General features: G+C 37.3%; 25 protein-coding genes and 1 pseudogene. 9 read left to right on the forward strand and 17 right to left on the reverse strand.

Annotation, left to right across the window (positions count from 1 at the left end):
- The first annotated feature begins 5 nt into the window (after positions 1-5).
- The 6 genes from CCAL9328_RS01655 (at position 6) to CCAL9328_RS01680 (ending at position 6,807) form a co-directional block, all read left to right on the forward strand.
- Complete coding sequence (locus CCAL9328_RS01655; RefSeq protein ID WP_169936639.1) at positions 6-2,300, forward strand: ATP-binding protein; 2,295 nt, start codon at positions 6-8, stop codon at positions 2,298-2,300.
- Positions 2,301-2,364: 64 nt separating this feature from the next.
- Positions 2,365-2,976: a glycerol-3-phosphate 1-O-acyltransferase PlsY gene (gene plsY / locus CCAL9328_RS01660; protein ID WP_169971956.1), complete on the forward strand. Its 612-nt coding sequence runs from the start codon at positions 2,365-2,367 to the stop codon at positions 2,974-2,976.
- Entirely contained in the window at positions 2,973-3,299 is a 327-nt protein-coding gene (locus CCAL9328_RS01665; protein ID WP_169936643.1) for a dihydroneopterin aldolase, read from the forward strand. Before plsY ends, CCAL9328_RS01665 begins: the two co-directional genes overlap by 4 nt.
- A gap of 76 nt (positions 3,300-3,375) precedes the next feature.
- Positions 3,376-4,047, forward strand: a complete 672-nt coding sequence (gene hsrA / locus CCAL9328_RS01670; RefSeq protein ID WP_169936645.1) for a homeostatic response regulator transcription factor HsrA — start codon at positions 3,376-3,378, stop codon at positions 4,045-4,047.
- 38 nt (positions 4,048-4,085) lie between these two features.
- Complete coding sequence (locus CCAL9328_RS01675; RefSeq protein WP_169972037.1) at positions 4,086-5,348, forward strand: sensor histidine kinase; 1,263 nt, start codon at positions 4,086-4,088, stop codon at positions 5,346-5,348.
- Positions 5,349-5,364: 16 nt separating this feature from the next.
- Positions 5,365-6,807 (forward strand): Ppx/GppA phosphatase family protein, encoded by a 1,443-nt coding sequence (locus CCAL9328_RS01680; protein WP_169936649.1) that lies wholly within the window; start codon positions 5,365-5,367, stop codon positions 6,805-6,807.
- Positions 6,808-7,507: 700 nt separating this feature from the next.
- Here the strand turns inward: CCAL9328_RS01680 and CCAL9328_RS11330 are convergent.
- From CCAL9328_RS11330 to CCAL9328_RS01695, 3 genes and pseudogenes are all read right to left on the reverse strand, one after another.
- Positions 7,508-7,676, reverse strand: a pseudogene (locus CCAL9328_RS11330) (hypothetical protein); the annotation flags it as partial.
- Positions 7,673-7,990 carry a flagellar motor switch protein FliN gene (gene fliN, locus CCAL9328_RS01690; protein WP_169936653.1) on the reverse strand — a complete coding sequence of 106 codons (318 nt, stop codon included), beginning with the start codon at positions 7,988-7,990 and terminating at the stop codon, positions 7,673-7,675. The gene fliN and the pseudogene CCAL9328_RS11330, both read right to left, overlap by 4 nt.
- On the reverse strand, positions 7,987-8,406 hold the full coding sequence (locus CCAL9328_RS01695) for a chemotaxis protein CheX (protein ID WP_169936655.1): 420 nt from the start codon (positions 8,404-8,406) through the stop codon (positions 7,987-7,989). The genes fliN and CCAL9328_RS01695 overlap by 4 nt, the downstream gene beginning before the upstream one ends.
- Before the next feature lie 148 nt (positions 8,407-8,554).
- Here CCAL9328_RS01695 and CCAL9328_RS01700 point away from each other — a divergent pair, with 148 nt between their 5' ends.
- Both CCAL9328_RS01700 and CCAL9328_RS01705 read left to right on the forward strand, forming a co-directional pair.
- On the forward strand, positions 8,555-9,508 hold the full coding sequence (locus CCAL9328_RS01700; RefSeq protein WP_169971958.1) for a 4Fe-4S dicluster domain-containing protein: 954 nt from the start codon (positions 8,555-8,557) through the stop codon (positions 9,506-9,508).
- Positions 9,505-10,140, forward strand: coding sequence for a formate dehydrogenase subunit gamma (locus tag CCAL9328_RS01705; RefSeq protein ID WP_169971959.1), 636 nt, complete (start codon positions 9,505-9,507; stop codon positions 10,138-10,140). Before CCAL9328_RS01700 ends, CCAL9328_RS01705 begins: the two co-directional genes overlap by 4 nt.
- Before the next feature lie 14 nt (positions 10,141-10,154).
- Here CCAL9328_RS01705 and CCAL9328_RS01710 read toward each other — a convergent pair whose 3' ends face one another.
- Genes CCAL9328_RS01710 through CCAL9328_RS01735 form a run of 6 tightly spaced genes read right to left on the reverse strand, consistent with a single transcriptional unit; the run spans position 10,155 to position 16,775 of the window.
- Complete coding sequence (locus tag CCAL9328_RS01710) at positions 10,155-11,312, reverse strand: MFS transporter (protein WP_169999862.1); 1,158 nt, start codon at positions 11,310-11,312, stop codon at positions 10,155-10,157.
- Between the two features lie 50 nt (positions 11,313-11,362).
- Complete coding sequence (gene trpA, locus CCAL9328_RS01715) at positions 11,363-12,112, reverse strand: tryptophan synthase subunit alpha (RefSeq protein ID WP_169999863.1); 750 nt, start codon at positions 12,110-12,112, stop codon at positions 11,363-11,365.
- Positions 12,105-13,286 carry a tryptophan synthase subunit beta gene (trpB, locus tag CCAL9328_RS01720; protein WP_169999864.1) on the reverse strand — a complete coding sequence of 394 codons (1,182 nt, stop codon included), beginning with the start codon at positions 13,284-13,286 and terminating at the stop codon, positions 12,105-12,107. The genes trpA and trpB overlap by 8 nt, the downstream gene beginning before the upstream one ends.
- A gap of 12 nt (positions 13,287-13,298) precedes the next feature.
- The gene (locus CCAL9328_RS01725; protein ID WP_169936667.1) at positions 13,299-13,931 is read right to left on the reverse strand and encodes a phosphoribosylanthranilate isomerase; all 633 of its coding nucleotides are present in this window, start codon (positions 13,929-13,931) and stop codon (positions 13,299-13,301) included.
- A complete protein-coding gene (gene trpD / locus CCAL9328_RS01730; RefSeq protein WP_169999865.1) occupies positions 13,903-15,498 on the reverse strand; it encodes an anthranilate phosphoribosyltransferase in 1,596 nt (531 codons plus the stop codon). The genes CCAL9328_RS01725 and trpD overlap by 29 nt, the downstream gene beginning before the upstream one ends.
- Positions 15,495-16,775 (reverse strand): anthranilate synthase component I family protein, encoded by a 1,281-nt coding sequence (locus CCAL9328_RS01735; RefSeq protein WP_169936976.1) that lies wholly within the window; start codon positions 16,773-16,775, stop codon positions 15,495-15,497. Before CCAL9328_RS01735 ends, trpD begins: the two co-directional genes overlap by 4 nt.
- Positions 16,776-16,931: 156 nt before the next feature.
- On the opposite strand from CCAL9328_RS01735, the gene CCAL9328_RS01740 reads away from it, so the two are divergent.
- Entirely contained in the window at positions 16,932-17,672 is a 741-nt protein-coding gene (locus CCAL9328_RS01740; RefSeq protein WP_169999866.1) for a sulfite exporter TauE/SafE family protein, read from the forward strand.
- On the opposite strand, the gene CCAL9328_RS01745 is transcribed toward CCAL9328_RS01740, so the two are convergent.
- From CCAL9328_RS01745 to CCAL9328_RS01780, 8 genes are all read right to left on the reverse strand, one after another.
- Positions 17,665-19,143, reverse strand: coding sequence for a methyltransferase domain-containing protein (locus CCAL9328_RS01745; protein WP_169999867.1), 1,479 nt, complete (start codon positions 19,141-19,143; stop codon positions 17,665-17,667). The two genes, CCAL9328_RS01740 and CCAL9328_RS01745, sit on opposite strands and share 8 nt — an antisense overlap.
- A 23-nt stretch (positions 19,144-19,166) precedes the next feature.
- A complete protein-coding gene (locus CCAL9328_RS01750; RefSeq protein WP_169936675.1) occupies positions 19,167-20,261 on the reverse strand; it encodes a DNA adenine methylase in 1,095 nt (364 codons plus the stop codon).
- On the reverse strand, positions 20,254-21,330 hold the full coding sequence (gene serC, locus CCAL9328_RS01755) for a phosphoserine transaminase (RefSeq protein ID WP_169999868.1): 1,077 nt from the start codon (positions 21,328-21,330) through the stop codon (positions 20,254-20,256). The genes CCAL9328_RS01750 and serC overlap by 8 nt, the downstream gene beginning before the upstream one ends.
- A gap of 27 nt (positions 21,331-21,357) precedes the next feature.
- The gene (gene xseA, locus CCAL9328_RS01760; protein ID WP_169999869.1) at positions 21,358-22,521 is read right to left on the reverse strand and encodes an exodeoxyribonuclease VII large subunit; all 1,164 of its coding nucleotides are present in this window, start codon (positions 22,519-22,521) and stop codon (positions 21,358-21,360) included.
- A complete protein-coding gene (locus CCAL9328_RS01765) occupies positions 22,515-22,673 on the reverse strand; it encodes a hypothetical protein (RefSeq protein ID WP_169936681.1) in 159 nt (52 codons plus the stop codon). Before CCAL9328_RS01765 ends, xseA begins: the two co-directional genes overlap by 7 nt.
- The gene (gene ubiE / locus CCAL9328_RS01770) at positions 22,673-23,383 is read right to left on the reverse strand and encodes a bifunctional demethylmenaquinone methyltransferase/2-methoxy-6-polyprenyl-1,4-benzoquinol methylase UbiE (protein ID WP_169999870.1); all 711 of its coding nucleotides are present in this window, start codon (positions 23,381-23,383) and stop codon (positions 22,673-22,675) included. Before ubiE ends, CCAL9328_RS01765 begins: the two co-directional genes overlap by 1 nt.
- A gap of 16 nt (positions 23,384-23,399) precedes the next feature.
- Complete coding sequence (locus CCAL9328_RS01775) at positions 23,400-24,809, reverse strand: CYTH and CHAD domain-containing protein (RefSeq protein WP_169999871.1); 1,410 nt, start codon at positions 24,807-24,809, stop codon at positions 23,400-23,402.
- A gap of 67 nt (positions 24,810-24,876) precedes the next feature.
- Complete coding sequence (locus CCAL9328_RS01780; protein ID WP_169999872.1) at positions 24,877-25,287, reverse strand: Fur family transcriptional regulator; 411 nt, start codon at positions 25,285-25,287, stop codon at positions 24,877-24,879.
- Positions 25,288-25,351: the final 64 nt, after the last annotated feature.

Below are 25,351 nucleotides of genomic sequence, written 5' to 3' on the forward strand. Positions count from 1 at the left end.
AAAACATGAAAAGCATACAAGAAAATTTAAAGCTATTTTATCTAGGTCTTAAAGATAAAGAGCCGTTTTTTTATAAAAACAAGGATTTAACCACTCATGCAGCCATTATCGGTATGACGGGAAGTGGTAAAACAGGTCTTGGCATAACACTTCTTGAAGAGGCTTGTATAGATAATATTCCTTCGATCATAATCGACCCAAAAGGCGATATGACAAACCTTGCTTTGACATTTGAAAATTTAACAAGCGATGACTTTGTCCCATATATCGACGAAAATGAAGCCGTAAACAAGGGCATAAGTATAAGTGAATCAGCAAGTCTTCAAGCTGAGAGTTGGCGTAAAGGCATAGAAAGCAGTTTTCAAGAAATTTCACGCGTAAAAACACTCAAAGAAAGTGCCGATATAACGATATACACGCCAAAAAGTAGTGCCGGAGTCGGCATAGCTTTACTTAGTGATTTTCATGCGCCAAAGATAGATGACGAAGAGAGCTTTAGTGCATATATAAACTCGCTAACGGCTTCGGTATTATCTTTGGTGGGTATCAAAGATGACGACATGAGCTCAAAAGAGCAACTACTCATCGCAAAGATATTTGAGAGTAAATTTAAAGAGGATAAAGATGTAACGATAGAAGACCTTATCGGCTTTATCGCCTCTCCTTCATTTAGCAAAATCGGCGTTTTTGACATAGAAACATTTTATCCAAGCGCCGAGCGCATGAAACTAGCAATGAAGATAAACGCACTTTTAGCAAGCCCAAGCTTTAAAGGCTGGAGCGAAGGCGTTCGTCTTGATATTTCAAAAATGCTCTTTGATGCAAACGGCAAAGCAAAATGCAACATCTTTACCATATCGCATTTAAGCGATGAAGAGCGAATGTTTTTTGTAACGCTTCTACTAAACGAAGTCATCGCCTGGATGCGCACGACAGAGGGCACAAGCTCACTTAGAGCCATACTTTATATGGATGAAATTTTCGGATTTTTCCCGCCAAATTCCAATCCTCCGTCAAAAACACCTATGCTTACACTCTTAAAACAAGCCCGCGCCTTTGGTATAGGCTGTGTTTTAAGCACTCAAAACCCTGTCGATCTTGACTATAAAGGTTTATCAAATATCGGCACTTGGTTTATAGGGCGACTTCAAACAGCTCAAGACAAAGCGAGGGTGATCGACGGCCTAATAGGAATCTCAGGCTCGTCGCTTGATAAAAACGAGATAGGAAACACCATATCAAATTTAGCCAAAAGGCACTTTTTAGTTAAAAACATAAACGAAGACGGACTAAATATCATCTCGACAAGATGGGCGCTAAGCTACCTAAAAGGTCCTTTATCACGCGATCAAATTTCAAATTTAATGAACGAGAAAAAGACAAATTTACAACATAAGATAAGTAAAAATTTAGCAAAAACAGGCGGAACAAAACCCGTCTTATCAAACGAGATAGAGCAAATTTTTGCTCTAAACGAAAACAAATTTCTCTCTCCTTGTCTATTTGCAAAGGCTAAAATTCGCTACTTTGACGCCAAAAAAGGTATCGAAACAACAAAAGACGTGAGCTATCTTTATGAACTCGATGAAACGCAAAATTCCATAAACTGGCTAGAGGCATCGGAAGATTTAGATATAAGTTTAACAAGCAAAAAAGACGATGCAAGCTTTAAGGAGCTGCCAAATTTCATCCAAAACGCTAAAAATTTCAAAAATTTCGAACGCGATTTTAAAGACTTTGTGTTTAGAAACCGCAAGCTAGAGCTCTTTGAAGCCATGGGGATAAATTCAACCCCAGATGAAAGCAAAGAGGAGTTTTACGTAAGACTTAGCGATAAATGCAATGAAATTTTAGAGCAAAAAACCGCTGATCTAACACAAAAATTTCAAAAAGAGCAAGCAAGGCTTGAAGATGCTTTAAGCAAGGCAACCGCAAGGCTTGAAAAAGAGCAACGAGAGATGAATGCGAGCGGTCTTGAAGCGATAATTAACATAGGCTCAAGCCTACTTGGGGCATTTTTGGGAAGCTCAAGAGGTGTTACAAAAACCAGTGTCGGTAAGATCGCCACTAGTGTAAAAAGTGCAAACAAAGTCTTAAAAAACAGAACCGACGTAAAACTTGGCGAAGAGAGTGTTGAGGCGATAAATGCTAAGATCGAGGAGTTGATCCAAAATTTCACGAACGAAGCCCAGGCACTAAAAGATAGCTATGATATAAAAAATATCACCCTAAACACCATCGCCCTTGCTCCTAAAAAAAGTGACATTTATGACGAGAAAATCGTTCTTTTGTGGAGATGATTTATAAAATTATCAGCAAATTTTAATTATCATCTCGGTTTTTAAATTTAAACAAGGTTAAGACATGAATGAAAATTTAATAGCATATTTACTAGCATACATACTAGGCGGGATACCTTTTGGGCTCGTTTTTTGCAAACTTTTTTGCAACGTAAATATCACGCACTCTGGCAGTAAAAGTATAGGCGCTACAAATGTTTTACGCGTACTAAAAGAAAAAGAGCCAAAAAAAGCCAAAAAAATAGCCGTCTTAACCGTGGTTTTTGATGTTTTAAAAGGACTTTTACCATTAATCATCGCAAAAATGATCGGACTTAGCGAGCAAACTCTTTGGGCGATGGCAGTTTTATCAGTTATAGGACACTGTTTTTCACCGTTTTTAAAATTTGAAGGCGGCAAAGGCGTGGCAACGGGAGCCGGGGTGCTTGGGTTTTTTCTACATTTTGAGCTTTTAATAACACTTGCGGTTTGGTTTATCGTTGGAAAAATACTTAAAATAAGCTCTCTAGCATCACTTCTAGCACTTGTTGCACTTGTTATCTCAAGCTTTATTTTGCACCCAAATTTAGAGATAAACTCACATGCTCCGATATTAATTATCGCCTTTATCGTGATCTATAAACACGCACCAAATATCAAACGCCTCATTTGCGGCGAAGAGAAAAAAGTGATATGACAACAAAAATCACGACTTTGATTAAGGATTATGAGTTTGAAACCATAATCGGCATGCTTGATTTTGAACGAGTAAAGCCGCAAAAAATTCGCATAAATGCAAATTTTACAAGCGATGGTTTTATCGACTATGTTGAGATCATAAATTTCATTGAAAATTTTTACAATGAGCATAAATTTCAAAGCGTAGAAGAGTCAGTTGAAAAAATTTCAATTGCTTTAAAGCAAAAATTCAGCAATTTAACAAGTCTAAATTTAGAAATTTTAAAGCTAGAAATTTTAAAAAATGCCCTTGTGGGCGCAAAAGTAGAAAGTATTTATTAAAAATTTATTAAAGTATCTTGAAAAATTGCTTAATTTATGATACAATCGCGCTTAAATTTTAAAACAAGGAATTAAAATGAGAATTTTAATAGTTGAAGACGAGGTAACGCTAAACAAGACCATCGCGGAAGGTCTACAAGAGTTTGGTTACCAAACCGATAGCTCCGAAAATTTCAAAGATGCCGAGTATTATATCGGTATTAGAAATTACGATCTAGTGCTAACAGACTGGATGCTACCAGACGGAGACGGCGTAGACTTAATAAATGTTATCAAACACAAGTCACCTCGCACTTCTGTTGTTGTTCTTTCGGCAAAAGATGACAAAGATAGCGAGATCAAAGCGCTTCGTGCCGGTGCTGATGACTACATAAGAAAGCCATTTGATTTTGATGTTTTGGTTGCTAGAATAGAAGCTAAACTTCGCTTTGGCGGAACAAATATCATTAAGATCGACGACCTTATCATTAACCCTGACGAAGAAAAGATAACATACCTAGGACGCGACATAGAGCTTAAAGGCAAACCTTTTGAGGTATTAACACATCTTGCTCGTCACTCTGATCAAATCGTAAGTAAAGAGCAACTTCTTGACGCTATCTGGGAAGAGCCTGAGCTAGTTACTCCAAACGTTATCGAAGTTGCGATCAACCAAATTCGCCAAAAAATGGACAAACCTTTAAATATCTCAACTATCGAAACAGTAAGAAGACGCGGATATAGATTTTGCTTTCCCAAAAAAGCTTAAGAACTAGATTTATATTACAACTGGCATCCGCATCGATGATGCTAGTTGTAATTATCTCGGTAATACTCTACTACTACATCAAGGTAACCATTTTTGAAACTGCCGTTCAGGATCTAAATTTTGAAGCAAAAAGCATAGTTGAAAACAAAGAGAAATTTAATCCAAATAATCTAAAAAATTTTGACATTCAAATACCGCATAAAACGCTAAGTAATGTCCAAATCATACACACTAACACCAAAAAAAACCAAAAACCTTACTACTCTATGCAAAAAGAGGAAACTCATGTTTTTATGACGTTAAACTACCCTTATGATAGTGATTCGTATATGATACTTAAAAAAGATACAACCCTACAAAGTAAAATAGTAGATCAAATTCTAATCGATATCATGATGGTAAACGCAAGTGCGATACTACTGGTGCTTTTTTATGCGTTGTTGCTTTCAAGAATGATGCTAGTACCAATAAAAATACTAACAACAAAACTAACCAATCTTGATGAAAAATTTTTAAAAGAGATAGATTTTAAGCATCTTCCGGAAGAATTCTGTCCGCTTGGAAACAGTATAAATAAACTCATAAATAGGATACAAACCTTTGTAAAATACCAAAAGGAGCTTTTCGTCGGTGTTGCACATGAACTAAAAACACCACTGGCAGTCATGAAAACAAAAAACGAAGTTACTCTTTTAAAAGAACGTGACAAAGAGCGTTATATAGAGGCACTGGCATCAAACAACGAAGCCATAAAAACCATGAATTCCATGATAAGTTCTATCTTAGAGATCGGGCGACAAGAGGGCGCACAATTTGAAGAGCCTGTAAATGTTAATATTATTAGTTTTTTAGAAAAGCTTGGAAACGGCTTTAAAATTTTAGCTCATCAAGAAAGCAAAGAAGTTATCTTAAATCTTGAGCCAAAAATTTTAAATATGAAAATTCAAACAACATTACTAACTCATGTTATACAAAATTTCGTTCAAAATGCTATCAAATTTTCGCCAACAGGAGCAAAAATAACAATATCTTCAAAGGTTGTAAACTCAAATTTTATAATCGAAGTTACCGATGAAGGCGTCGGCATAGATGAGAGCAAGGATCTATTTGCTCCGTTTAAGAGATTTGGCGATAAGGGCGGAGCCGGACTTGGGTTATTTTTGGCAAAAGGTGCGGCTCAAGCACTGGGAGCTACAGTAAGTATCAAAAATAGAACCGATAGAAGTGGGGCTATTTCTACACTTATCGTGCCTATACAAAATCACAGAATCAAACAAACTTCTATCGGTAAAAAAGTTTAAAACAAGGCAAAGCAAAATGGCAAAAAGAACAGCGGTTATTGATCTTGGCTCAAATTCTATGCGTATGGCGATCTTTGAGCGCACGTCGCGCTGGGCATTTTTTATACTTGGCGAATACAAAATGAAAGTTCGTCTAGGAGAGGGTGGATATGGCTCAAACAATGAAATTTCAGCCCAGTCGTTACAAAAAGCATACGAAGCCTTTAGCGAATTTAAAAATATAGCCAAAAGCTACAAATGCGGTAAAATTTTATGCGTTGGCACAAGCGCTCTTCGTGACGCTCCAAATTCAAGCGAACTTATCTCACTAATCCGCAAGAAACTTGATATCGGCATAAAGGTCATAGACGGCAAAAAGGAAGCTACTTACGGTGCAATAGCCGCAAATAATCTCCTATCGCCGATAAAAGAAGCCGTAACTATAGACATAGGTGGTGGCTCAACCGAGCTAGCTCGCATAAGCAACTCAAAAATCATAGACACGATCTCTCTTGATATCGGAACAGTGCGCTTAAAAGAGCTATTTGCTAAAAACAAAAGCGAAATTTCGACTTTCGTTCAAAATATATCAAAGCAAATTCCGCCACACTTTAAATCCCAAAACATCATCGCTATCGGTGGTAGTTTGCGTGCTATCTCAACTGCAATCATAACAAAGACAAATTATCCCCTAAACACCTTGCATGGCTTTTCTTATAAACTAAGCGATCAGAAAAATTTCATACAAAGCATAATAAACGCCGACTACGACGACTTGAATAAATTTCTAATCAAAAAAGACAGACACGATACTATAAGAGAGGGTGCGCAGATATTTTTAACCATAGCAAATGCACTTGAAGCAAAAACTGTGCACACAAGCGGAGTTGGTGTGCGTGAGGGCGTATTTTTGAGTGACTTTTTGCGTCCTAGTTTAAAATTTCCACAAAATTTAAATCCAAGTGTAAAAAGCCTGCAAGATCGCTTTATGCCTACTGCAAATAAAAACATCATAAGATATGCTAAAGAAATTTTCCTAGCACTTGCGCCTATACATGAGCTTAATGAAAGCTATCTTGAGCATCTTCTAACAGCAGCAAGACTGTTTAATATCGGTCAAGAGATCGGCTTTTACGGAGATCATCAAAACTCCGCGTATCTTGTGTTAAACGGGCTAAATTTCGGCTTTACACACGAGCAAAAAACTCTAATCGCAGCCATCATCGGAACAAACGGTAAAAAAACAGTATATGAGTACGAAAGATACAAGGCGCTTTTGCCAAAGCAAGAACACGTCAGATGGTTAAGCTTTATACTAACTTTAGCAAAAATTCTTGATCTAAATTGCAGTGGAACGAAGCTTAAATTTGAGCTCATAGCCCATACACTTCAAATTTACGGAGCTAAAAATTTAATAATGTCAAAAGAGGAGATAAAAAAACTTGCAAAGCCTGAGCTTTTTGCTATCTGCTTTGCTTAGTTCATACTCATCTTGTCTTTATAGTCGCTAAGGCTGTTTTTGCGCTCTTCCAAAAATGAGCCTAGCTTCTTTTTATTATCTTCAAAAAACGCTTGAAAATCCTCTTCGTTTTGTATCTTGTCTTCACCAAAGCTATCAAGCATAACATTTGAGTTGCCGACTATCACAAGATATCTGCGATTTTCATAGCTTAAAAGCATAAGCTTATTGGCCTTATCAAGATGTTTTTCATATATCACGTTTACATCACTATTTTGATTTTTAAGAAGCCAGCTAATAGACTTCGTTTTGTTTGCAGGAGCTTGGGCAGGAGCCGTAAATCCTGAAAAATTTTGCTTACCAAGCATGATCTTTTTAAACACAAACAAGAACAATAAAAGCAAGACAAGGACACCAAGGATTATAAAATACCTTGAGTCCACAACCGGCTCATTACTGTTTTTAGGGGCTGATGTAGACGGGGTTTCTACTTTTACACTTGCTTGTGGCATTGTAGCTACTTGGGCCGGTGTATTTTTCGGGCTTACTCTTATGCGAAGACCAAAACCATCTGTAGTTTTTGAAGCATTTACTACGATAGGATCTTGGGATTTTAAATTTAATATAAGTGAATTCTGCTTAGGTTCGATATCAAATTCTTGTAAAATTTTAGAATTTACAGCCTTGCTTACGGTTTGATCAAAACTTAGCGAATTTAGTATCAAAGACGTTGTATTTTTCTCGCGTTTTTGAAAGATATTTCCCTCATAAGGCGCATCAAAACTTAGCATGATATCTACACGGTCTGTTCTTTCGTAGATATTATATGTAAGTAGATTAGAAGCCAAAATGGGCAAAAAAGATATTAAAAACGTAAGTAAAATTTTCATAAAAGCTCTTTTTTAAAGTATTGTATAACCGACTTAGAGTCTAAAATTTCATTGATACGGATGGCTAGGTTTTTCTCGTAAACCATAACTTCACCCTTGCCAAAAATTCTATTATTTATATAAAGCTCCACGCTCTCTCCTGCAGGCTTTTCAAGATCTACAACAGATCCTGACTCAAGCTTTAAAAGCTCATGCACGCTTATAGTAGTCGTGCCAAGTTCCGCGATGAAGTCAACTCCGATGTCCATCAACTCATCATAGCTTTTAAACAAGCCAACACTGTCTAAATTTTCTAATTTTTCCTCTTCACTCATGCTTTTTTATAGCCTATCTGAAAAGTTCGGTTTTTCATTTTATATATAAATTTTTCATCAAGCTTGACGTGAAATTTATCAACTTCACCGAGAAATTCCGGAGTTCCAAGCTTATATGCGTCATCTTCTTGTTCATTTAGTAAATTTTTTGCTTTGCCGATGATCATGTTTGCTATCTCTTTGCAAAGATCATCAAGGTCATTTCCCTCAAATTCTTTAACTCCAAAAAACGCTTCTAGAAAAATTCTTAACGTATCTTTTTTAAAAAATAGATAAAAATGATACTCTTCTTTGCCTTTATATACAGGAATACTAGCACCATAAAAGCCGTTTCCGATACTTGACCCACTTTCTAGCTTAAAGCCTAAAGTATCAGAGCAAAGATATCTAGTTGATACGTCTATAACGTTTTTCATCTTATTTCCTTAAAAATTTATGACCTCTATTATACTTTGCATTTTCTAAAAAGGTTATAAATTTAGCAACCAAGCCAGCGCCGCACAAGGTAACATTATCACTGAAAATTCGCACTCATACGGGTAGCATTATCAAAAAGGATATGAAATGAACAGACGAAATTTCTTTAAATTTAGCGCCCTGTCTGCTGCTGGCACAGTCGTAACGGCAAATAATGCACAAGCAAGCGAAGTTAAGGACAAAGCAATGGCAAGCATTATCGATATTGATCTTTGCGATGGATGTAAAGACTTTGATATACCGCGTTGCGTAAATGCTTGTCGCACAAAAAATGAGCAAATTTTTCCTGTTCCTAAAAAACCCATCATGCCGTATTTTCCTCAAAAGAAATTTGAGGACTACTCAGATCAAAAAGATAATATCTCACGCCTAACGCCATATAATTTTACCTATATAGAAACGCTAAAGATCGATGAAAAACAGGTATTTATACCGCGCAGATGTATGCACTGCGATCATCCACCATGTCAAAAGCTCTGCCCTTTTGGAGTCATAGGCAAAAGCGACGAGGGTGCTGTAAGTATAGATAAGGATTTTTGCGTTGGCGGGGCAAAATGCAGAGATGTCTGCCCTTGGGGAGTGCCGCAACGCCAAGCAGGAGTTGGTATATATTTAAAAGTTATGCCTAAACTTGCAGGCGGAGGCGTGATGTATAAGTGCGATATGTGTGCGGACTTACTTGCTAAAAACCAAAAACCCGTATGCGAAACGGCATGCCCGAAAAATGCCATAAAATTTGGCAAAAAAGATGAGATATTTGCCATTGCAAACGAGATGAAAAAGAGCCGTTTTATATACGGCATGAATGAAAATGGCGGAACCTCCACTATATACGTAAGTTCGGTTGATTTTAACACCATAGACGAAGCTATATCTAAAAAATATAAAGACAAGTCAAAATCCGGGATAATGGATATGAAATTTAACACAAATCCTCTGCGCAACTCTCAAAATCTTACAATGGCTACGTTAATAGCCCCTATGGCTGCATTAGGTGCTGCAAGCATAGCCGTCATAAAGAGCAAAAAGGATAAAAAATGAATGATAAAGTCATTAGACAGAGCCTTCAAAATCGCATAATCCACTGGGGTATAGCCTTTAGTATTTTTGGGCTAATTATCACGGGGATTTTACAAATGCCGGTAGCAAAAAGATATAATATAACTAAAGTTTTCGAGTGGAGTGGGGATTATTTTTTTACTCTAAATTTGCACTATATTTTTTCGGCTACGTTGATATTTTTTAGCTTTTATCACATCTTTTATCATGGACTAAAACGTGAATTTGACATAGTTCCAAGAAAAGCAGATATCAAAAATAGCTATCTTGTCATAAAAGCAATGATAAAAAAAGACAAAGAGCCTCCAAGCCCAAAATACCTGCCAGAACAGCGTATCGCCTACGCGGCAGCCGTGTTTATCATTGCTCTTCTTATCGTAACTGGACTAATTAAAGCGTATAAAAATTTATTAGGATTTGATATATCAAATTCACTCTATACCTGGGCGGCCACTTTACATAACGTAGGTCTTGTTTTGATAATACTTTTTATCATAGCTCACTTAATGGCATTTGTCCCAAAGGCAAATAGAGCACTTTTAGGCGGTATGTTTAGCGGTAAAATAGATAAAAAATACGCAAAACACAGACATAGTTTATGGAAAATAGAGTAGAAATTTTTAAAAATTTAAGCTACTTTTAATTTTGGTAGTAAAAATGAAAAAAGAGCCGAAACAACGCAAACTAACGATATAGCGTAAAATGTATATGTTATGGTGTAAGTGTCGGCTATCTTGCCAAAAAACGGTGCGGTTATCCCGCCTATACTAACGGCAAGTCCTAGTGTAACACCGGAAGCTAGCCCTATGTGATTTGGTAAGTAACTCTGCGCTAAAACAACCATAGGGCTATATGACATACCCATAGCGGCTCCAAGCGGTATAATCACGGCAAGTGCCATATAAAAGTTGTCATTTATTGCAAATAAAAAGATCGAAAATAACAAAAAAGTAAATGCAGACTTGATAACCGTGTGGTATCCGTATCTATCAGCCAGCACCCCACCAAGAAGCGTGCCCGCCGCAACAATAGCATAGTAAGTGCTTAGTATAACGCTCGCGCTTGAAGCGGAATTTCCAAATTTACTTATAAAAAACAGAGCCAAAAACGTGTTTATACCGTGAAAAACTATAGACCTACTCATGATCACAACACAAAGATAGCCAAACGCACTCCAGTCATCCTTACTCTCTTTTTGCACTATCTTTTTTGTTTTAATATATGTCCCAAGCTCGCTTATGCCCTTATAATGATATATAAATAACATAGCAAAGATAACTTGAGGCAACAAAAACCATATCATGCCTCTAAGCCCAAAAAGATAAACAACTAAAGATACGAATACCGGACCCAGTGTAAAACCTAAATTTCCGCCAAATGAAAATATACTAATATTAATCGCACGGTTATTATCGTTTGAGGCTTGGTTGATGATCTTTGCGGCTTGAGGATGAAACATCGCCATGCCTATACCGCTTATCGTTACAGCAAAACAAAGTAGATAAAAATTTGAGCTAAATCCAACACAAGACATACCGCTACCTGCTAGTATAAGCCCGATCAAAACTATATATGGGGTATTTTTCTTATCGTTTATATATCCAATAAACGGCTGGACAAACGAGCCTATAATATTTGCATACAAAACAAGCATGGCTGCGGTTGTGTAGTCATAGTTATAAGTAGCAATCAAAAATGGCAAAATAGCGCTTAATGCACCTTGATTAACATCAGAGCAAAAATGCCCAAAAGATATTAGGTATTTATAAATTTTGTTGTTTGTCATTTAATTTTGCCGAGAGTTAAATTTAAAGAGGGGCTTCTCCCTCTTTAAATTTAAAAAAGCTCCGAGATCTTATCCATCAGCTCTTTGCCGCTGTATTTTGCCGTTAGCTCAACTATCCCAGTGCCGATTATCGCACCATCGGCATAGCCTTTGACCTCATTTACATCAACGCTATTTTTAACACCAAAACCAACTGCAACAGGCAGGTCGCTCTTTGACTTTAGCTCCTTTACCAACATTGCCAAACGCTCATTACTGGCACGTTTTGAGCCGCTTACTCCAATAGCGCCGATAGCGTAGATAAATCCAGATCCAGAAGTTAAAATTTTATCCGTTCTATAGGCTGAAGTTACGCTAATAAGAGGCACAAGCGCTATCTTATGAGCCGTGCAAAGTTTGAAAAATTCACCATTTTCCTCATAAGGCAGATCAGGCACGATAAGCCCGCTTACACCGTATTGCGCGCATGTTTTTACAAATTTTTCCATGCCGTATGAAAATATAAGATTAAAATATATCAAAAACACTATCGGCTTGTTAAATTCACCCTTGCACTCTTTTAAAATTTCAAACACGCTATCGGTATTTACGCCGTTTGCTGCTGTAGTAAAACTTGCCTCGGCTATAAGCTTGCCGTCTGCTAACGGATCTGAGTAAGGCACTCCAAGCTCAAGCAGATCAAGCGAACTTTTGTCATAATTTCGCAAAAATTCTTTCGTGTGTTCTATGCTTGGATATCCTGCGACGATATAGCCGATATTTGCCTTTTTGCCATTAAATGCTTCTCTTATCTTATCCATAAATTTTTCCTTTTTCATAACCCATTATCGTATCCATATCTTTATCGCCTCTGCCTGAAACGTTAACGACTATCGTCTTTTTAGACTCTAAACTTGGGCAAAGCTTTTCTAAATACGCCAAAGCATGCGAGCTTTCTATCGCAGGAATGATACCCTCAAGCCTTGTCGTAAGTCGCAATGCATTGACACACTCATCGTCAGTTATAGCGTAGTATTTTACACGCTTTATATCATGCAAATGTGCGTGTTGCGGACCAACACCAGGGTAGTCAAGTCCTGCAGATATGCTATGAACCTCCTCTATCATGCCGTAAGCATCCTGAAGCACCATGGTTTTCATGCCGTGTATGATACCCTCACGACCGTTTGTAAGAGTTGCCGCATGATAAGGAGTGTTAGCACCAAGACCTCCTGCTTCTATGCCGATTAGTTCGGTGTCTTTATCATCTAAAAATTCGTTAAAAATTCCTATCGCGTTACTTCCTCCGCCAACACAAGCGATGATATAGTCAGCCTTTATGCCATAGTCTTTAAGCTGGGATCTAGTTTCACGCCCTATGATACTTTGAAAGTCGCGCACCATTTTTGGATAAGGATGTGGACCGACAGCCGAGCCTATAACGTAAAACACGCTTTCTATCTCATTTACCCATGCTTGTATCGCAGCCGTTGTCGCCTCTTTTAGCGTCTTTAGACCATCTTCTATGCTAACAACGTTTGCTCCAAGAAGCTGCATGCGGTAAGCATTCAGTTGCTGTCTAGCGATATCAACCGCACCCATATATACATCACACTCTAGCCCTAAAAGTGCCGCCGCAGTCGCACTAGCAACGCCGTGTTGTCCCGCTCCCGTTTCTGCTATGATCTTTTCCTTACCCATCTTTTTAGCAAGCAAAGCTTGTGCTAAAGCGTTGTTTATCTTATGCGCTCCTGTATGGTTTAAGTCTTCTCTTTTTAGATAAATTTTATGCCCATAATGCTCACTTAGGCGCTTTGCATAATAAAGCGGACTAGGACGTCCAACATAATTTTTAAGCAAGTCGTCTAGCTCTGCTTGAAATTGTGCGGTAGATGCGATACTTTCATACGCACTTTCTAGCTCGTCAAGCGCAAACATCACGGTTTCAGGCACAAACTGACCGCCGAATTTTCCAAAATACGCCTTTTTATCCATATTTTTTATCCTTTATTCTATTTTCATTTTGTTATTTACTATAGCGGCTAGCACGGCTACCTTGCTTGGAATTTTTATAAATTTTTCATCTTCAAGCTTGCTATTTGCATCTATTACAAGTGGATGAAATTTTAACGCCGCGCATGCGTTGTTTTCATCTATCCCACCTGCTATACCAAAGCTAAACGGTTCTAAATTTTCAAGCTTTTGCCACTCAAAACTAACACCGTTTCCGCCTAAATTTCTTCCTTTGCAGTCATAAAGCACCATGTCGTTTGGTTCATTTGTTTTTGGAAGATCACCCTCTGAGACACTTAAAACACGCCAAACCTCAACATCTAAATTTTTTAGACCAAGATATAAACTTTGGCTTATTTCGCCATGAATTTGAGCCACATTAAGCATTGCAAATTCACAAAGCTCAACTATCTCGCTATCGCTTTGTCCCGCAAAAACCCCTACACACTTCCTATCCCGCTCCCGCGCTAAGGCTGAAATTTCTTTTGCCGTATCAGGAGCTACCTGACGCACACTTTGTGCAAATATCACGCCTATATAATCAACATCGAATTCAAGCACATCAAGCGCTTCTTTGACGTTTTTGATACCACAAATTTTAAGACGTGTAGCGTTTAAAGAACTCATAGGCTTTCCCGCTTTCTATCGCTTCAAGCACGATCTCTTTGGCATCCATAGGTGTTTTAACCACGTCTGCCGCATATAGTGCAAACATTGCGTTTAGCACAACTATATCAAGCTTTGCGCCCTTTACTTCGCCTCGCAAAGTCGCTCTTAAGATTTCGGCGTTTTCTTCGCTTGTGCCACCCTCTATGTCGGCGTGAAACGCTCTTTTAAAGCCAAATTGCTCCGGCGTTATGCGGTATTCTAAAATTTTACCGTCTCTTACCTCATGAACTAACGTCTCATCGCAAAGCGTGATCTCATCCATACCGTCCATGCCGTGAACAACCAAGGCATGTTTTCTGCCAAGCTTTAAAAGAGTCTTTGCCATTAGTTCGTTCACCTCTTCAAGATAGTTGCCCACCATTTGAAATTTAAGTCCTAAATTCGGGTTTAAAAGCGGTCCTAGCATATTAAAGCAAGTGCCTATTTTCAGACGATCACGCACCTCTTTTATCTCAGCTGTTATTTTATGGAAAAACGCCGCATGGAAAAAGGCTAAATTTTCATTTTTGATCCTCTCGCGATTTTCGTCTATGCTTGCGCTTAGTTTTACACCTAGCGCGCTTAACGTATCGCTACTACCGCTTTTGCTTGTTATGGCTTTATTGCCGTGTTTTGCAACCTTTACACCAAGACTAGCAAGTATAAACGCAACCGTAGTTGAAACATTTATAGTTTTTAACCTATCGCCTCCGGTGCCAACTATATCAAACATATCGCTTGGGTCATTATAAGTTATGGAATATTTTAGGATATTTTGCACCAAAGCCACAACGCTTTCAGAATAAAGGCTCTTTTCGCTTATAAGCACAAGCAAGCCGGCCAGCTGAACAATGTCGTATTCTTTATCGTTTATAGCTTTGCAAATAACAGCGTAATCAGCCCCATCAAGCATCAGACCCTTTTGTAGTTTTATCATAAATGGTGCAAAATTTACCACTTCATTCTCCTTTATCATCTCTTTTTTGTTTATATTTAAAAAATTATCGATTATTTTTTTGCCATACTGTGAAAAATAGCTTTCAGGATGAAACTGAACACCGTATATTGGGCGATCTTTTACCTTTAAAGCCATCACTACGCCATCATCACTTACAGCCAAACACTCTAAATTTTCGCTAAGTTCATCGACATAAAGCGAGTGATAGCGCATGACGCTAAATTTTTGAGGAAGTCCCGTAAATAATGGCTCGGCATTTAAAATTTCAATATCTGAAGTCTTACCATGAAGAGGCTTTTCAAGACGCTTTATCACACCGCCAAAACATAGTCCAATCGCTTGATGACCCAGACAAATTCCAAGTATCGGCTGGGTTAGATCTGACTTTAAAATTTTTAGACAAATTTCACTATCTTTTGGGTGTTTTGGGCCCGGGCTTAAAATTATTTTTGTAGGATTTAGTGACTTTATCTCACCAAGAGTAATTTTATCGTTTCTAACACATAAAATTTCCTCATCGCTTAGATCCTCTAAATACTGTTTTACATTAAAAACAAAACTATCGTAATTATCAATTAAAAGTATCATCTTACCTCTTTGCAATTATCTCTAAAAACCCTAACGACACTGGCGCGTTTATGGCAAATTTCAGCGTATTCATTCTTTGGAGTAGAGTCATAAACTATACCAGCACCGGCTCCCACAAAAACATCTCTAAAGCCTTTTGTGTCGGTCTTTGCATTAAAAAATGCCGAGCGTATCAATATCGCCATTTGCACGTCACCGTTAAAATGTAAAAATCCTATACCGCCGCCATATATGCCTCTTTGAAGACCTTCAAGCTCAGATATGATCTGCATGGCGCGAATTTTTGGCGTTCCACTAAGTGTTCCTGCAGGAAAAATACTTCTAATAACATCAAGCCACGAAAGGTTATCGCGGCAAATTCCATAAACCTCGCTTACGATATGCATAACACTCTCGTAATACTGAATATGCATTGGATTTTTTACAACTACGCTTCTTGGCTTTGCCACATGTCCGATATCGTTTCGCGCCAGATCTATTAACATCTTATGTTCGGCTAGCTCTTTTTCATCGCTTAAAAGATCGTTTTTTAACCTCTCGTCTTCATTTGCATCGCTTCCTCTTGGACGAGTTCCTGCTATCGGTGCAACGAAAATTTTTTTATCTCTCATTTCAAAAACAAGCTCAGGCGAAGAGCCTACGATATCGCCGTAAGGTGTGGGAAAATGAAACATATATGGGCTTGGATTAAGCGTGCTGAGTTTTTTATAAAACTCCACGCTATCTAAATTTGATGAGATTTTTAGCTGTTTTGCAAGAACAACTTGGAAAACATCGCCCGATCTTACATACTCTTTAGCTTTTTCAACAATATCTTCAAAATGTTTCTTTTCGGCATCTAAATCTGTTAAAATTTGAAATTTTGCCTCTTGATATTTACTCTCTAATGGCTTTAGCTCTTTTAAAAACTCGTAATAATCATTATTATCGCCGTAAAATGTATAAATTTTACTCACTTTATCAAAATGTAAATAAGCATTTGCATTTGCGTAAAAAAACTCCGGAAATTCATATGCACACTCGCTAGGCTCGGCTATATCTTCAAAAAATTTAACACTTCCGTGAGCAAAAACACCAAAAAGACCCGCAAACGGAGCTTGGCTCTTTTGAAGATTTGCATTATAATATCCCACGAGTGCGTCTAAATCATAATTTTTAGCGTCAAAATATTCGCAGTCTATGCCGATTATCGCTTGAAATTTATCTTCTGCAAGGTAGCTTTTAGGGAATTTGTTTTTGATCTGTTCGTAGTAAAAAATCGGTTCATATAAGAGCATTTGATTTCCGTTATAAAATTTTACTTTCATTATAAATAAAAAAGCTTTGCATTTTTTAAAATTTAAAATTCTTTTTACATTTTAAACAAAATCAATACGCATTTTACACAACTTTAAATTCATTTTGATAAAATTCAAGTTTTATAAGGACTTACCATGCTATTTGCTCTTTTGTTGATTGTTGGCACATTTGTGGGCTTTATCTCGGGATTTTTCGGTATCGGAGGCGGGACTATCATAGTGCCTATCATGCTAGCTTTAGGCTATAACATCAAAACTGCTATAGGCATAAGCATAACGCAAATGTTAATGGGTGCTATCTTTGGCTCATGCATGAACTATAAAGCCGGTCTTTTGCGTCTAAACAAAGGAATTTATCTAGGTCTTGGCGGCATGAGCGGGGCTAGTCTTAGCGGATATATCGTGGAGCTTGCACCTGAAATTTTACTAGAGAGTATCTTGCTTGCGACATTTGCTTTTTCTATTTTTAGACTTTATTTTACAACCGTCAGTGAAAATTCTTCACCAAATACTTCAAATTTATTGCTATTTTTAGTAGGTTTTTCAGTTGGAGCTATAGCAATTAGTATCGGTATCGGCGGAGCGGTTTTTATAACACCTATTTTGGTTGGATTTTTAGGGTATGAGATGAAAAAGGCGATTTCCATGGGCGTCTTTTTTGTTATGTTTGCTTCTATTTCGGGATTTATTTCTATGGCATACCATGGGCACGTGGAGTATGCAGAGGGCTTTACTTTGGGTATCGGTGCGCTTTTAGGAGTTTATTTTGGCACAAAAACAACTCACAAAACAGACAAAAAAGTTCTTAAAAAATGGTTCTTACTTCTTTATCTGGTCATGAGTTCGTTGATGATAAAAAAGATATTTTTTAGTTAAAATTCTCTAAAAAATACGCCTCGCTTAGCTTGTTGCTAAGCTTATTTAAAAACTCATCCGCATTTTTTAGAGCAAGCGAGGTTTTTATCTCTTCAAGGCTATTTTGACCATCAAATTTTAATGCCGCTTTAGCTTCGCTAGGAGTTAGCTCAACTTTTAAATTTAGCTCATTTGCAAGCAGTATCACAGGACTTGGCTCGTTTATAAAATACTCAAGATAACGTGCAACACAAGGTTTTATGCGAATTTTGCCCTTTTTGTATTTTACATGATGAAATTTCTTTGGTGCTATGCTAACATTTTGTGTGGCAAAAATTTCGATAAGTTGCGAATAAGTGCTTTGCAAATCCTGCTCTAACATATTTGATAGCTCTGACAAATTTAAACTTTGCGGATATGCGTTTTTTAATGCCTCATAAACTGCGTTACCGCTTTTATCGTCTCTTGAGTGAAGGATAAAATTTAATTTACTAAATTCATTCACGCCGATATCCATATCAAAGTCACTCTTGCCGCCTAAAATTTCACTCTTCATAACAAGACTTTTTCTAAACGAGCGATTAAGCATAAAGTCCCTCATCTGCTCGCCCTCTATACGACTTGGGTAGTTTTGCGAGATATGAGCGTCAAAGCGGTAAATCCCAAGACTGTTTCTAAAAATGTCATCAAGCCCTGCATCTATAAGATAGCAAAGCCCGCTCTTCTTAAGAGAAGCGGCAAATTTATAAAAATACATTGGGTCATTTGAAGTCTCTAAAAAATCATGCAAAACATAATAGTCATGTCCTTTTTTGATGATATTTTGCAAGAAATTTGCCTGAGTTAGTAAAAGCTGGGTGCTATCCCTTAGGGTCGGATCATTTTGCGCTTGTAAATTTATTCTAAGATAATCACTTAAAAATTTAAGCTCTTTTTTTGCTTTTTCAAGTCTACTTGTTTGATCTTTTTGAGTAGATGAAACAAATATCATATAATCACGCAAAATATCAAAACTCTTCCAACCCGGATAGACATTATATGAGATATAGGCTATGCCATTTTGGCTTAAAAGCTCGTGTATAAGGCGTAAGATAGCCTCTTTAACCTCATCGCAAACCCAGCTATAAAGCCCATGTGCGATAATATAGTCAAATTTGCCAAGCTCTTTCAACTTATCTTTGTCGATACTTAGGATATCTTTTTCGATAAGTTTAAAATTTTCAAGGCCCATGCCTTTGGCTATCTCGTTACCGACTTTAACCTGAGTGCTTGAGATATCAATACCAACAATATCGGCTTGGCTGTTATGGACTGCAAATGGAAGGATATTGCCACCGTAAGCGCAACCAAGCTCAAGCACACGAGCGGTATTTGCCTTTGGTGCATCTAAGCCTAAAAATTCAGCTACCGACTGAAGTCTTAACGGCGAGCAGTCTGCAAACGCAGCTGAAAAATAAGGGAATTCATCATAGTATTCTTTTACGTTTTGCATTTTTATCCTGGATTTATTGTTATTTATGCTTTTTGTAAAACATAAAGCATCTCTTTGACGTAAGTATCTCTTGCGCCCAAATTTCTACTACCTCTAAAGGCGTTATATCGTTGTTCTAAAATTTTTAGTTCGCCCATTTTGGCAAGATTATGGACAAAATTTTCTCTTGTTATAAAGCCCTCTGAGTTAAACGAGATAAGTACAAACCGCGCTTTTAGTGAATTTATAAGGTCAAAAAATGCTTCGGGCGCTTTTGTCTTTTGGTTGTAAACAGAGCGGTTCCAGTCTTGCGAGATACCGGATACTTTTGAAATTTCACTTGGTCTTTCGTTTTTAGCGATCAAATTTAGCATGAAGTAATTTGAACTATAAGGGTGCTGGTTATAAGGAGGATCAAGATATACAAGATCAAGCGTGTCAAGATCTGAAACAATGGCGTTTGCATCCTTTTGAAACACCGTATACGGCACACTAAAATTTGAAAAAACAGGCATTTTAAGCAAGATATCGCCGGTTATTCGTTTTAATGCGTTTTGCCCCTCTCCTCCGTATTGTCCTATGCCCTGTTTGTTTTTATAAAATCCCTTAAACACGCCGCTTGTATTTGCGCGGTTGCTAGCCTCATAAAGCAAGGGTGCGATAAAGAATTTTTGCATTTCACAAGGTAGATCATCGATCAAATTTCTAGCCGTATCGATAAATATCGCATTTTTTCTAGTGTAAAAGGCACGTTCGCCTTTTTGTATGTTTTTATCATCTTTTGGCGCATAAAGCTCTGTTATAAACCCTGGCTTTAGTTCCTTGTTTATACGCTTTACAAATGCTTGATATGATGCTTTTAAATGTGTCTTAAACTCTTCATCGGCATTGTATAGATAGCATTCGTTTGCTATACGCGAGTAAAGCTCGATGTCGTTTGCTATTATAAAATTTGAATGCTGTTTTAAAAACCTAGCCACTATGCCAGAGCCTGAAAACAGATCACCACAGCTAAGTTTATCTTTATCAAGCTTGCTCTTGGCATACTTTACGCCCTGCCCGATAAGCCCGAGCAAGGCGCGTTTGTTGCCAAGATATGTTAAAATTTGTTCTTTTAAAAAGGCGGGATTTTCAGCCATTTTTACGAGCAAATTCTTTCATAAAATCAACCAAAATTTTTACATCGTTTTGACTTACGGCATTGTAGATTGAAGCACGTATGCCACCTAAATGACGATGTCCTTTAAGCCCTAGCATGTTGTGTTTAAGCGCTTCTTCTACAAACAAAGGCTCAAGGGTGGCATCAGGAGTGATGTTATAGCTTACATTCATTACTGAACGATGCTCTTTTTGTGCGTGTCCTTTGTAAAAGCCACTAGATTCGTCAATCGCATCATAAAGCAACTTAGCCTTAGCGTCATTACGAGCTTTTATGCCTTCTAGTCCGCCATTATCCATTATCCACTGCATTGTTAAATTTAATAAATATATTGCAAATGTCGGCGGTGTATTATAAAGACTTTTTGCGTCCGCATGGGTTTTGTATCGTAAAAATGTCGGCACATTTTGACTACTTACGCGCTCTATCAAATCCTTTCTTATTATCACGATAGTTACACCACTAGGACCGGCATTTTTCTGTGCTCCGCCGTATAAGATACCAATATCACTAAAATCAAGTGGCTGCGAGAAGAAGTCACTACTTGCATCAACAACAAGCGGTGCTTTACTTTTTGGAAGTGCTTTATACTGAGTGCCATATATCGTGTTGTTTGAGCAGATATAAGTATAGTCTGCATCATCGCCAAATTTTATCTCGGGAATATAGCTAAATTTATCATCTTCGCTTGAAGCTGCGACACGGACATTTACACCCATTAGCTTTGCTTCTTTTATGGCCTTGTTTGTCCAAACGCCCGTGTTTGCATACTCACACACGCCGCCTTGACTTAAATTCATCGGTATCATAGCAAACTGCAAATGTGCTCCGCCTTGTAAAAATAGCACCTCATACTCATCGCCTATGCCATAAAGCTTTTTAATCTTATCCATCGCGCCAAAATGCACCTCTTCATAGGTCTTTGAGCGATGTGAAATTTCCATAACAGAGTAACCCTCTCCTCTATAATCAACAAGCTCTGACTGCGCGTGTTCTAGCACGCTCAAAGGTAGTCCCGTAGGTCCTGCACTAAAATTTATCATTCTCATGTTTGCTCCTTAAATTTTGGCTGTTATCTATAAAATTTTTGCTTTTTTAATGGCGTTTTGTCCGACAAGTTCTACTTCGTCGCCCGCTTGCAACTCTTCAAGTATAGCATTTGTGTTATTTAAGCGCACTTGAATTAAGCCTTTTGTGCTCTCAAAAAAGCTCTGGCGTGCCTTATATGTAGCATTTAACTCATTTATCTTGCTCTCAAGCTTTAAAATTTTACCCCTTAAAAGCATATCAAGCTTTTGAGAACTTGCTAAAATTTGTGCTATTTTAAGATCAATTTTGACTTTTAGGGCATTCGTAGAAAGTTTTGCCATGATAAAATTTAGTCTATTTTCAAGCTTTGAAATTTTTTGTAGCATAACCGTATCAAGCGACTTTTCAACAGCGTCTAAATATTGTAGAATTTCATTTTCATCTGGCAAAATTTGCATCATAGCAGCTGTTGGGGTCGGTGCCCTAAAGTCAGCCACAAAGTCACTTATGACATAGTCTATCTCATGCCCTATCGCCGATATTACAGGCGTTTTAGCGTCAAATATCGCCCTAGCAAGACCCTCATCGTTAAAACACCACAAGTCTTCCCTACTACCGCCTCCGCGCGCCAATATAATCACATCAACGCCATATCCGTCAGCTTTTTTAAGCGCACTTATGAGCGAGGTTGGTGCATTTTGACCTTGAGTTAATGCATCAAATATAAAAATTTCAGTCAGCTTCCAGCGAGAGTTAGCGACCTTTAGCATGTCTTGTAAAGCCGCAGAAGTTGCCGAAGTAACAAGTGCGACCTTACGAGGCATACGCATAAGTTGCTTTTTGTAAGACGTGTCAAAAAGCCCCTCCTTTGATAGCTTTTCTTGGAGTTGCTTAAACGCAAGTTCTAGCTCGCCCTCGCCGTCAGGACGCATGGATGAGGCGATAAGCTGATAGCTCCCGCTTGGTGTATAAAGCGAAATTTTACCGTAAATTTGCACCTTCATACCATCTTTAACGTCAAATTTAAGTTTGGCATTACTCATACGATACATTACGCACGAAATCGCCGCTCGCTCGTCCTTTAGTGTAAAATACCAATGCCCAGAGCCATGCTTTGTAAGACGCGAAATTTCACCGACTACTTCAACATACTCAAAATGCGTCTCAAGCAAAGCCTTAGCTTGTTCGTTTAACTCAGATACGCTTAGCATTTTGCACCGTTAAAATTTATTAAATCTTTGGCATAAATTTTTAGTGTATTCATAAATTTTTGAACGTTAATTACAATGTGTTTTTTCTTAAGCGTAGTAGATTTTAAAATTTTAAAATCAACCGCAGGCACAAGAAAAGACCAAGCGGTCATTAGCGCACTTTCTTTGCGATAAATAGCGTTGAGATATCCATACTAAAACCGCGACACACCTCAACTTCAAATCCCGCTTCATAAAGCTCATCACAAAAAGTCTTTGCGTCTAAGAAATTCTCTATCGAGCTTGGCAGGTATTCGTAAGCCTCTTTGTTTTTAGAGATAACTCCGCCTATACGAGGTAAAATTTTACTAAGATAAAAGTCCCTTGTCGATGTTATAAGACCTTTTTTACTGCGTTTTGTAAATTCAAGCACAACCACATAACCGCCTGGTTTTAAAACACGGTTAAACTCACGTAGTGCAGCCTTGCGCTCTACTACGTTTCTTATGCCATAACTTATACTTAAAATTTGAGCAAATTCATCACCTAAAGTCGTGTTATCCGCATAAGCTTCGATAAATTTAAAATCCGGAAATTTAAGTCTTGCAGCATCAAGCATGCCACTTGAAGGGTCAACCCCCACAAGCTCGTCTATATGAACTCCAAATTCACGTGCCATACTCTTCCAAATACCCATCATATCGCCTGTTCCACACGCTACGTCTACGATATTTATACTTTGTGCGCGAAATTTTTCAAGCATGTATCTGCAAGCAAATTTACGCCAGCTAACATCTATGCCAAGACTCAAAACACGATTTGCCAAGTCATAAGTAGGCGCTATCTCATTGAACATTTGAACTATTTTTTGTTGTTTTTCCATAAATTTTAAGACCTTTTTAAATGTAATAATACTTTAATTTTCGTGAAATTTTACATGTTTTTTCGACAAATTTTACCCTTTTTTGCAAAATTTCTTCTCTTAGTTTATAAATTTGTTTATAAATTTTTGACTGTAGTTTTTTCACTCTTTGGCTTGGCGGCATTTTGTCTAAAATTTCAAGCCATATATCGCGATCTTGAAGCGAGCCAAAAAGCTCTTGCATAAATTTAAGACGACTTTCGTATTTTTTAAAATTCCCGACATAAAGAGTGTTTGAAAAATACTCCATAGCATATCTTAAACGCTTAAGTTCGATCCTGATCTTATGAAATTTTTCGTTTGCACTTTTTTCATTTAGGGCCATGATCTTGCGCTCAAATGCCACAAGTTCTCTTCGTATATGATATGACGCGACTGTTTTTAGATCAAGCTTGGCTTTTGGACCGTTATAAAAGTCGCTTTCTTCTTTTAAGAACAACTCCCAATCATCTAAAAATTCATAATTTTTAACATCGCTTAGAAATTTTTTTATCTCTTCGCTCTCTTTTTCATTGGCTTTACTTATAAAATACACTATCTCATCAACATTTTTTTGAGAGCTCAAAAAGTCCAAAAATACATCAAAATCACGTTTTAGGTTTGTAGAATTTGCCAAAATTTTAAATTTATCACTAAAAATTTCAGTCGTTTTTTGGTCAAAAATATCACTAAACATACGAAGCAAAGAGCGATTTTTACGTAAATTTACGCGAAACTGATGAAGCACCTCCTCATCAAATATCAAAAGATACTCATCTTTGTATTTTTTGATATTATTTAAAATTTTAAAAAACAAAACTCTAAACGCCTCTTTGCTGTCCATGTTAGGTGGAAATTTAAGCTCGACATCGCTATTTTCCAAAACATTAAAGATATTGTTTATACTAAAATTTACATTTGGATCGCCGCATATCGCAAGATTTTTATTTTTATATCTTGCATCACATGTAACATCGCTGTGTATAAAATTTGAAAAAAATTCAGGCAGCTTATAAAAAACGGCAGTTTGCTCATCTTTAAATTCAACCTCAAACGTGCAAAGTCCGTTTAGTTCAGCGTTAAAAATGTCGATATTGCAGGAGTTATTGTTTAGCTTAAAGAGATAACGATCTTTTTGTATAAGTGTGCCGATGCGATTTTTAAGAGCCTCTTTAAACTCTTTTTTGTCGCACTCGCACTCGTTTTCTTCGCGTATAAGTCCTTTGCCGATTTTAATGGTTTTTATAAATTTACCATCTTCGCTTCGGTATCTTATCTCTTCGTTTTTTGTGATTTTTATGTAAAATTGCAAAATTTCAAGGTGCTTAAATTTCAAACCTTCTTTTTCTAAGAAACTAATAATTTCAGCATTATGAAGCAAAAATTTACGCTCTATCTCTAAACCCATCAATGCCCCCTGAAATTTTTTATATATTTTATCAGGTTATGGCTTAAAATGCGAAAGAAAGCGCCTTTTATCTACAATGTTTACAGCTTTTTACACTCGCTACTATGTTTAATCTCTCTATGATATTGCAAAGTTTTTGCTCTAATTTCTCTTGGTATTTTCCAAGCTCAGAGTCTTCGTAGCTTACATCTTCAACATTTCCGCAACCCTCGCAAACAACGTGTATATGCGGATGCTCGTAGATGTCGTATCTTGGTTTTTGATTTACGATATTAACCTCGACAACAAGACCTTCATCTTTTAAGGTATTTAAATTTTTATAAACGGTTGCCAGCGAGATCGATGGGTTTTCTTTTAAAATTTCCTCATAAAGTTCATCGATAGTCGGGTGTGTGTGACGATCAAGTATCTTTAAAACACTCAATCTTTGCGGTGTCACTTTTAGTCCAGAGTGTTTTAACATTGATATATACTGCATATTATTTCCTATTTTTTTAGAGAATAATACTACATTTACTTTTAAAAATGGCTTTATTATCTAA

The organism is Campylobacter sp. RM9328, from assembly GCF_012978615.1.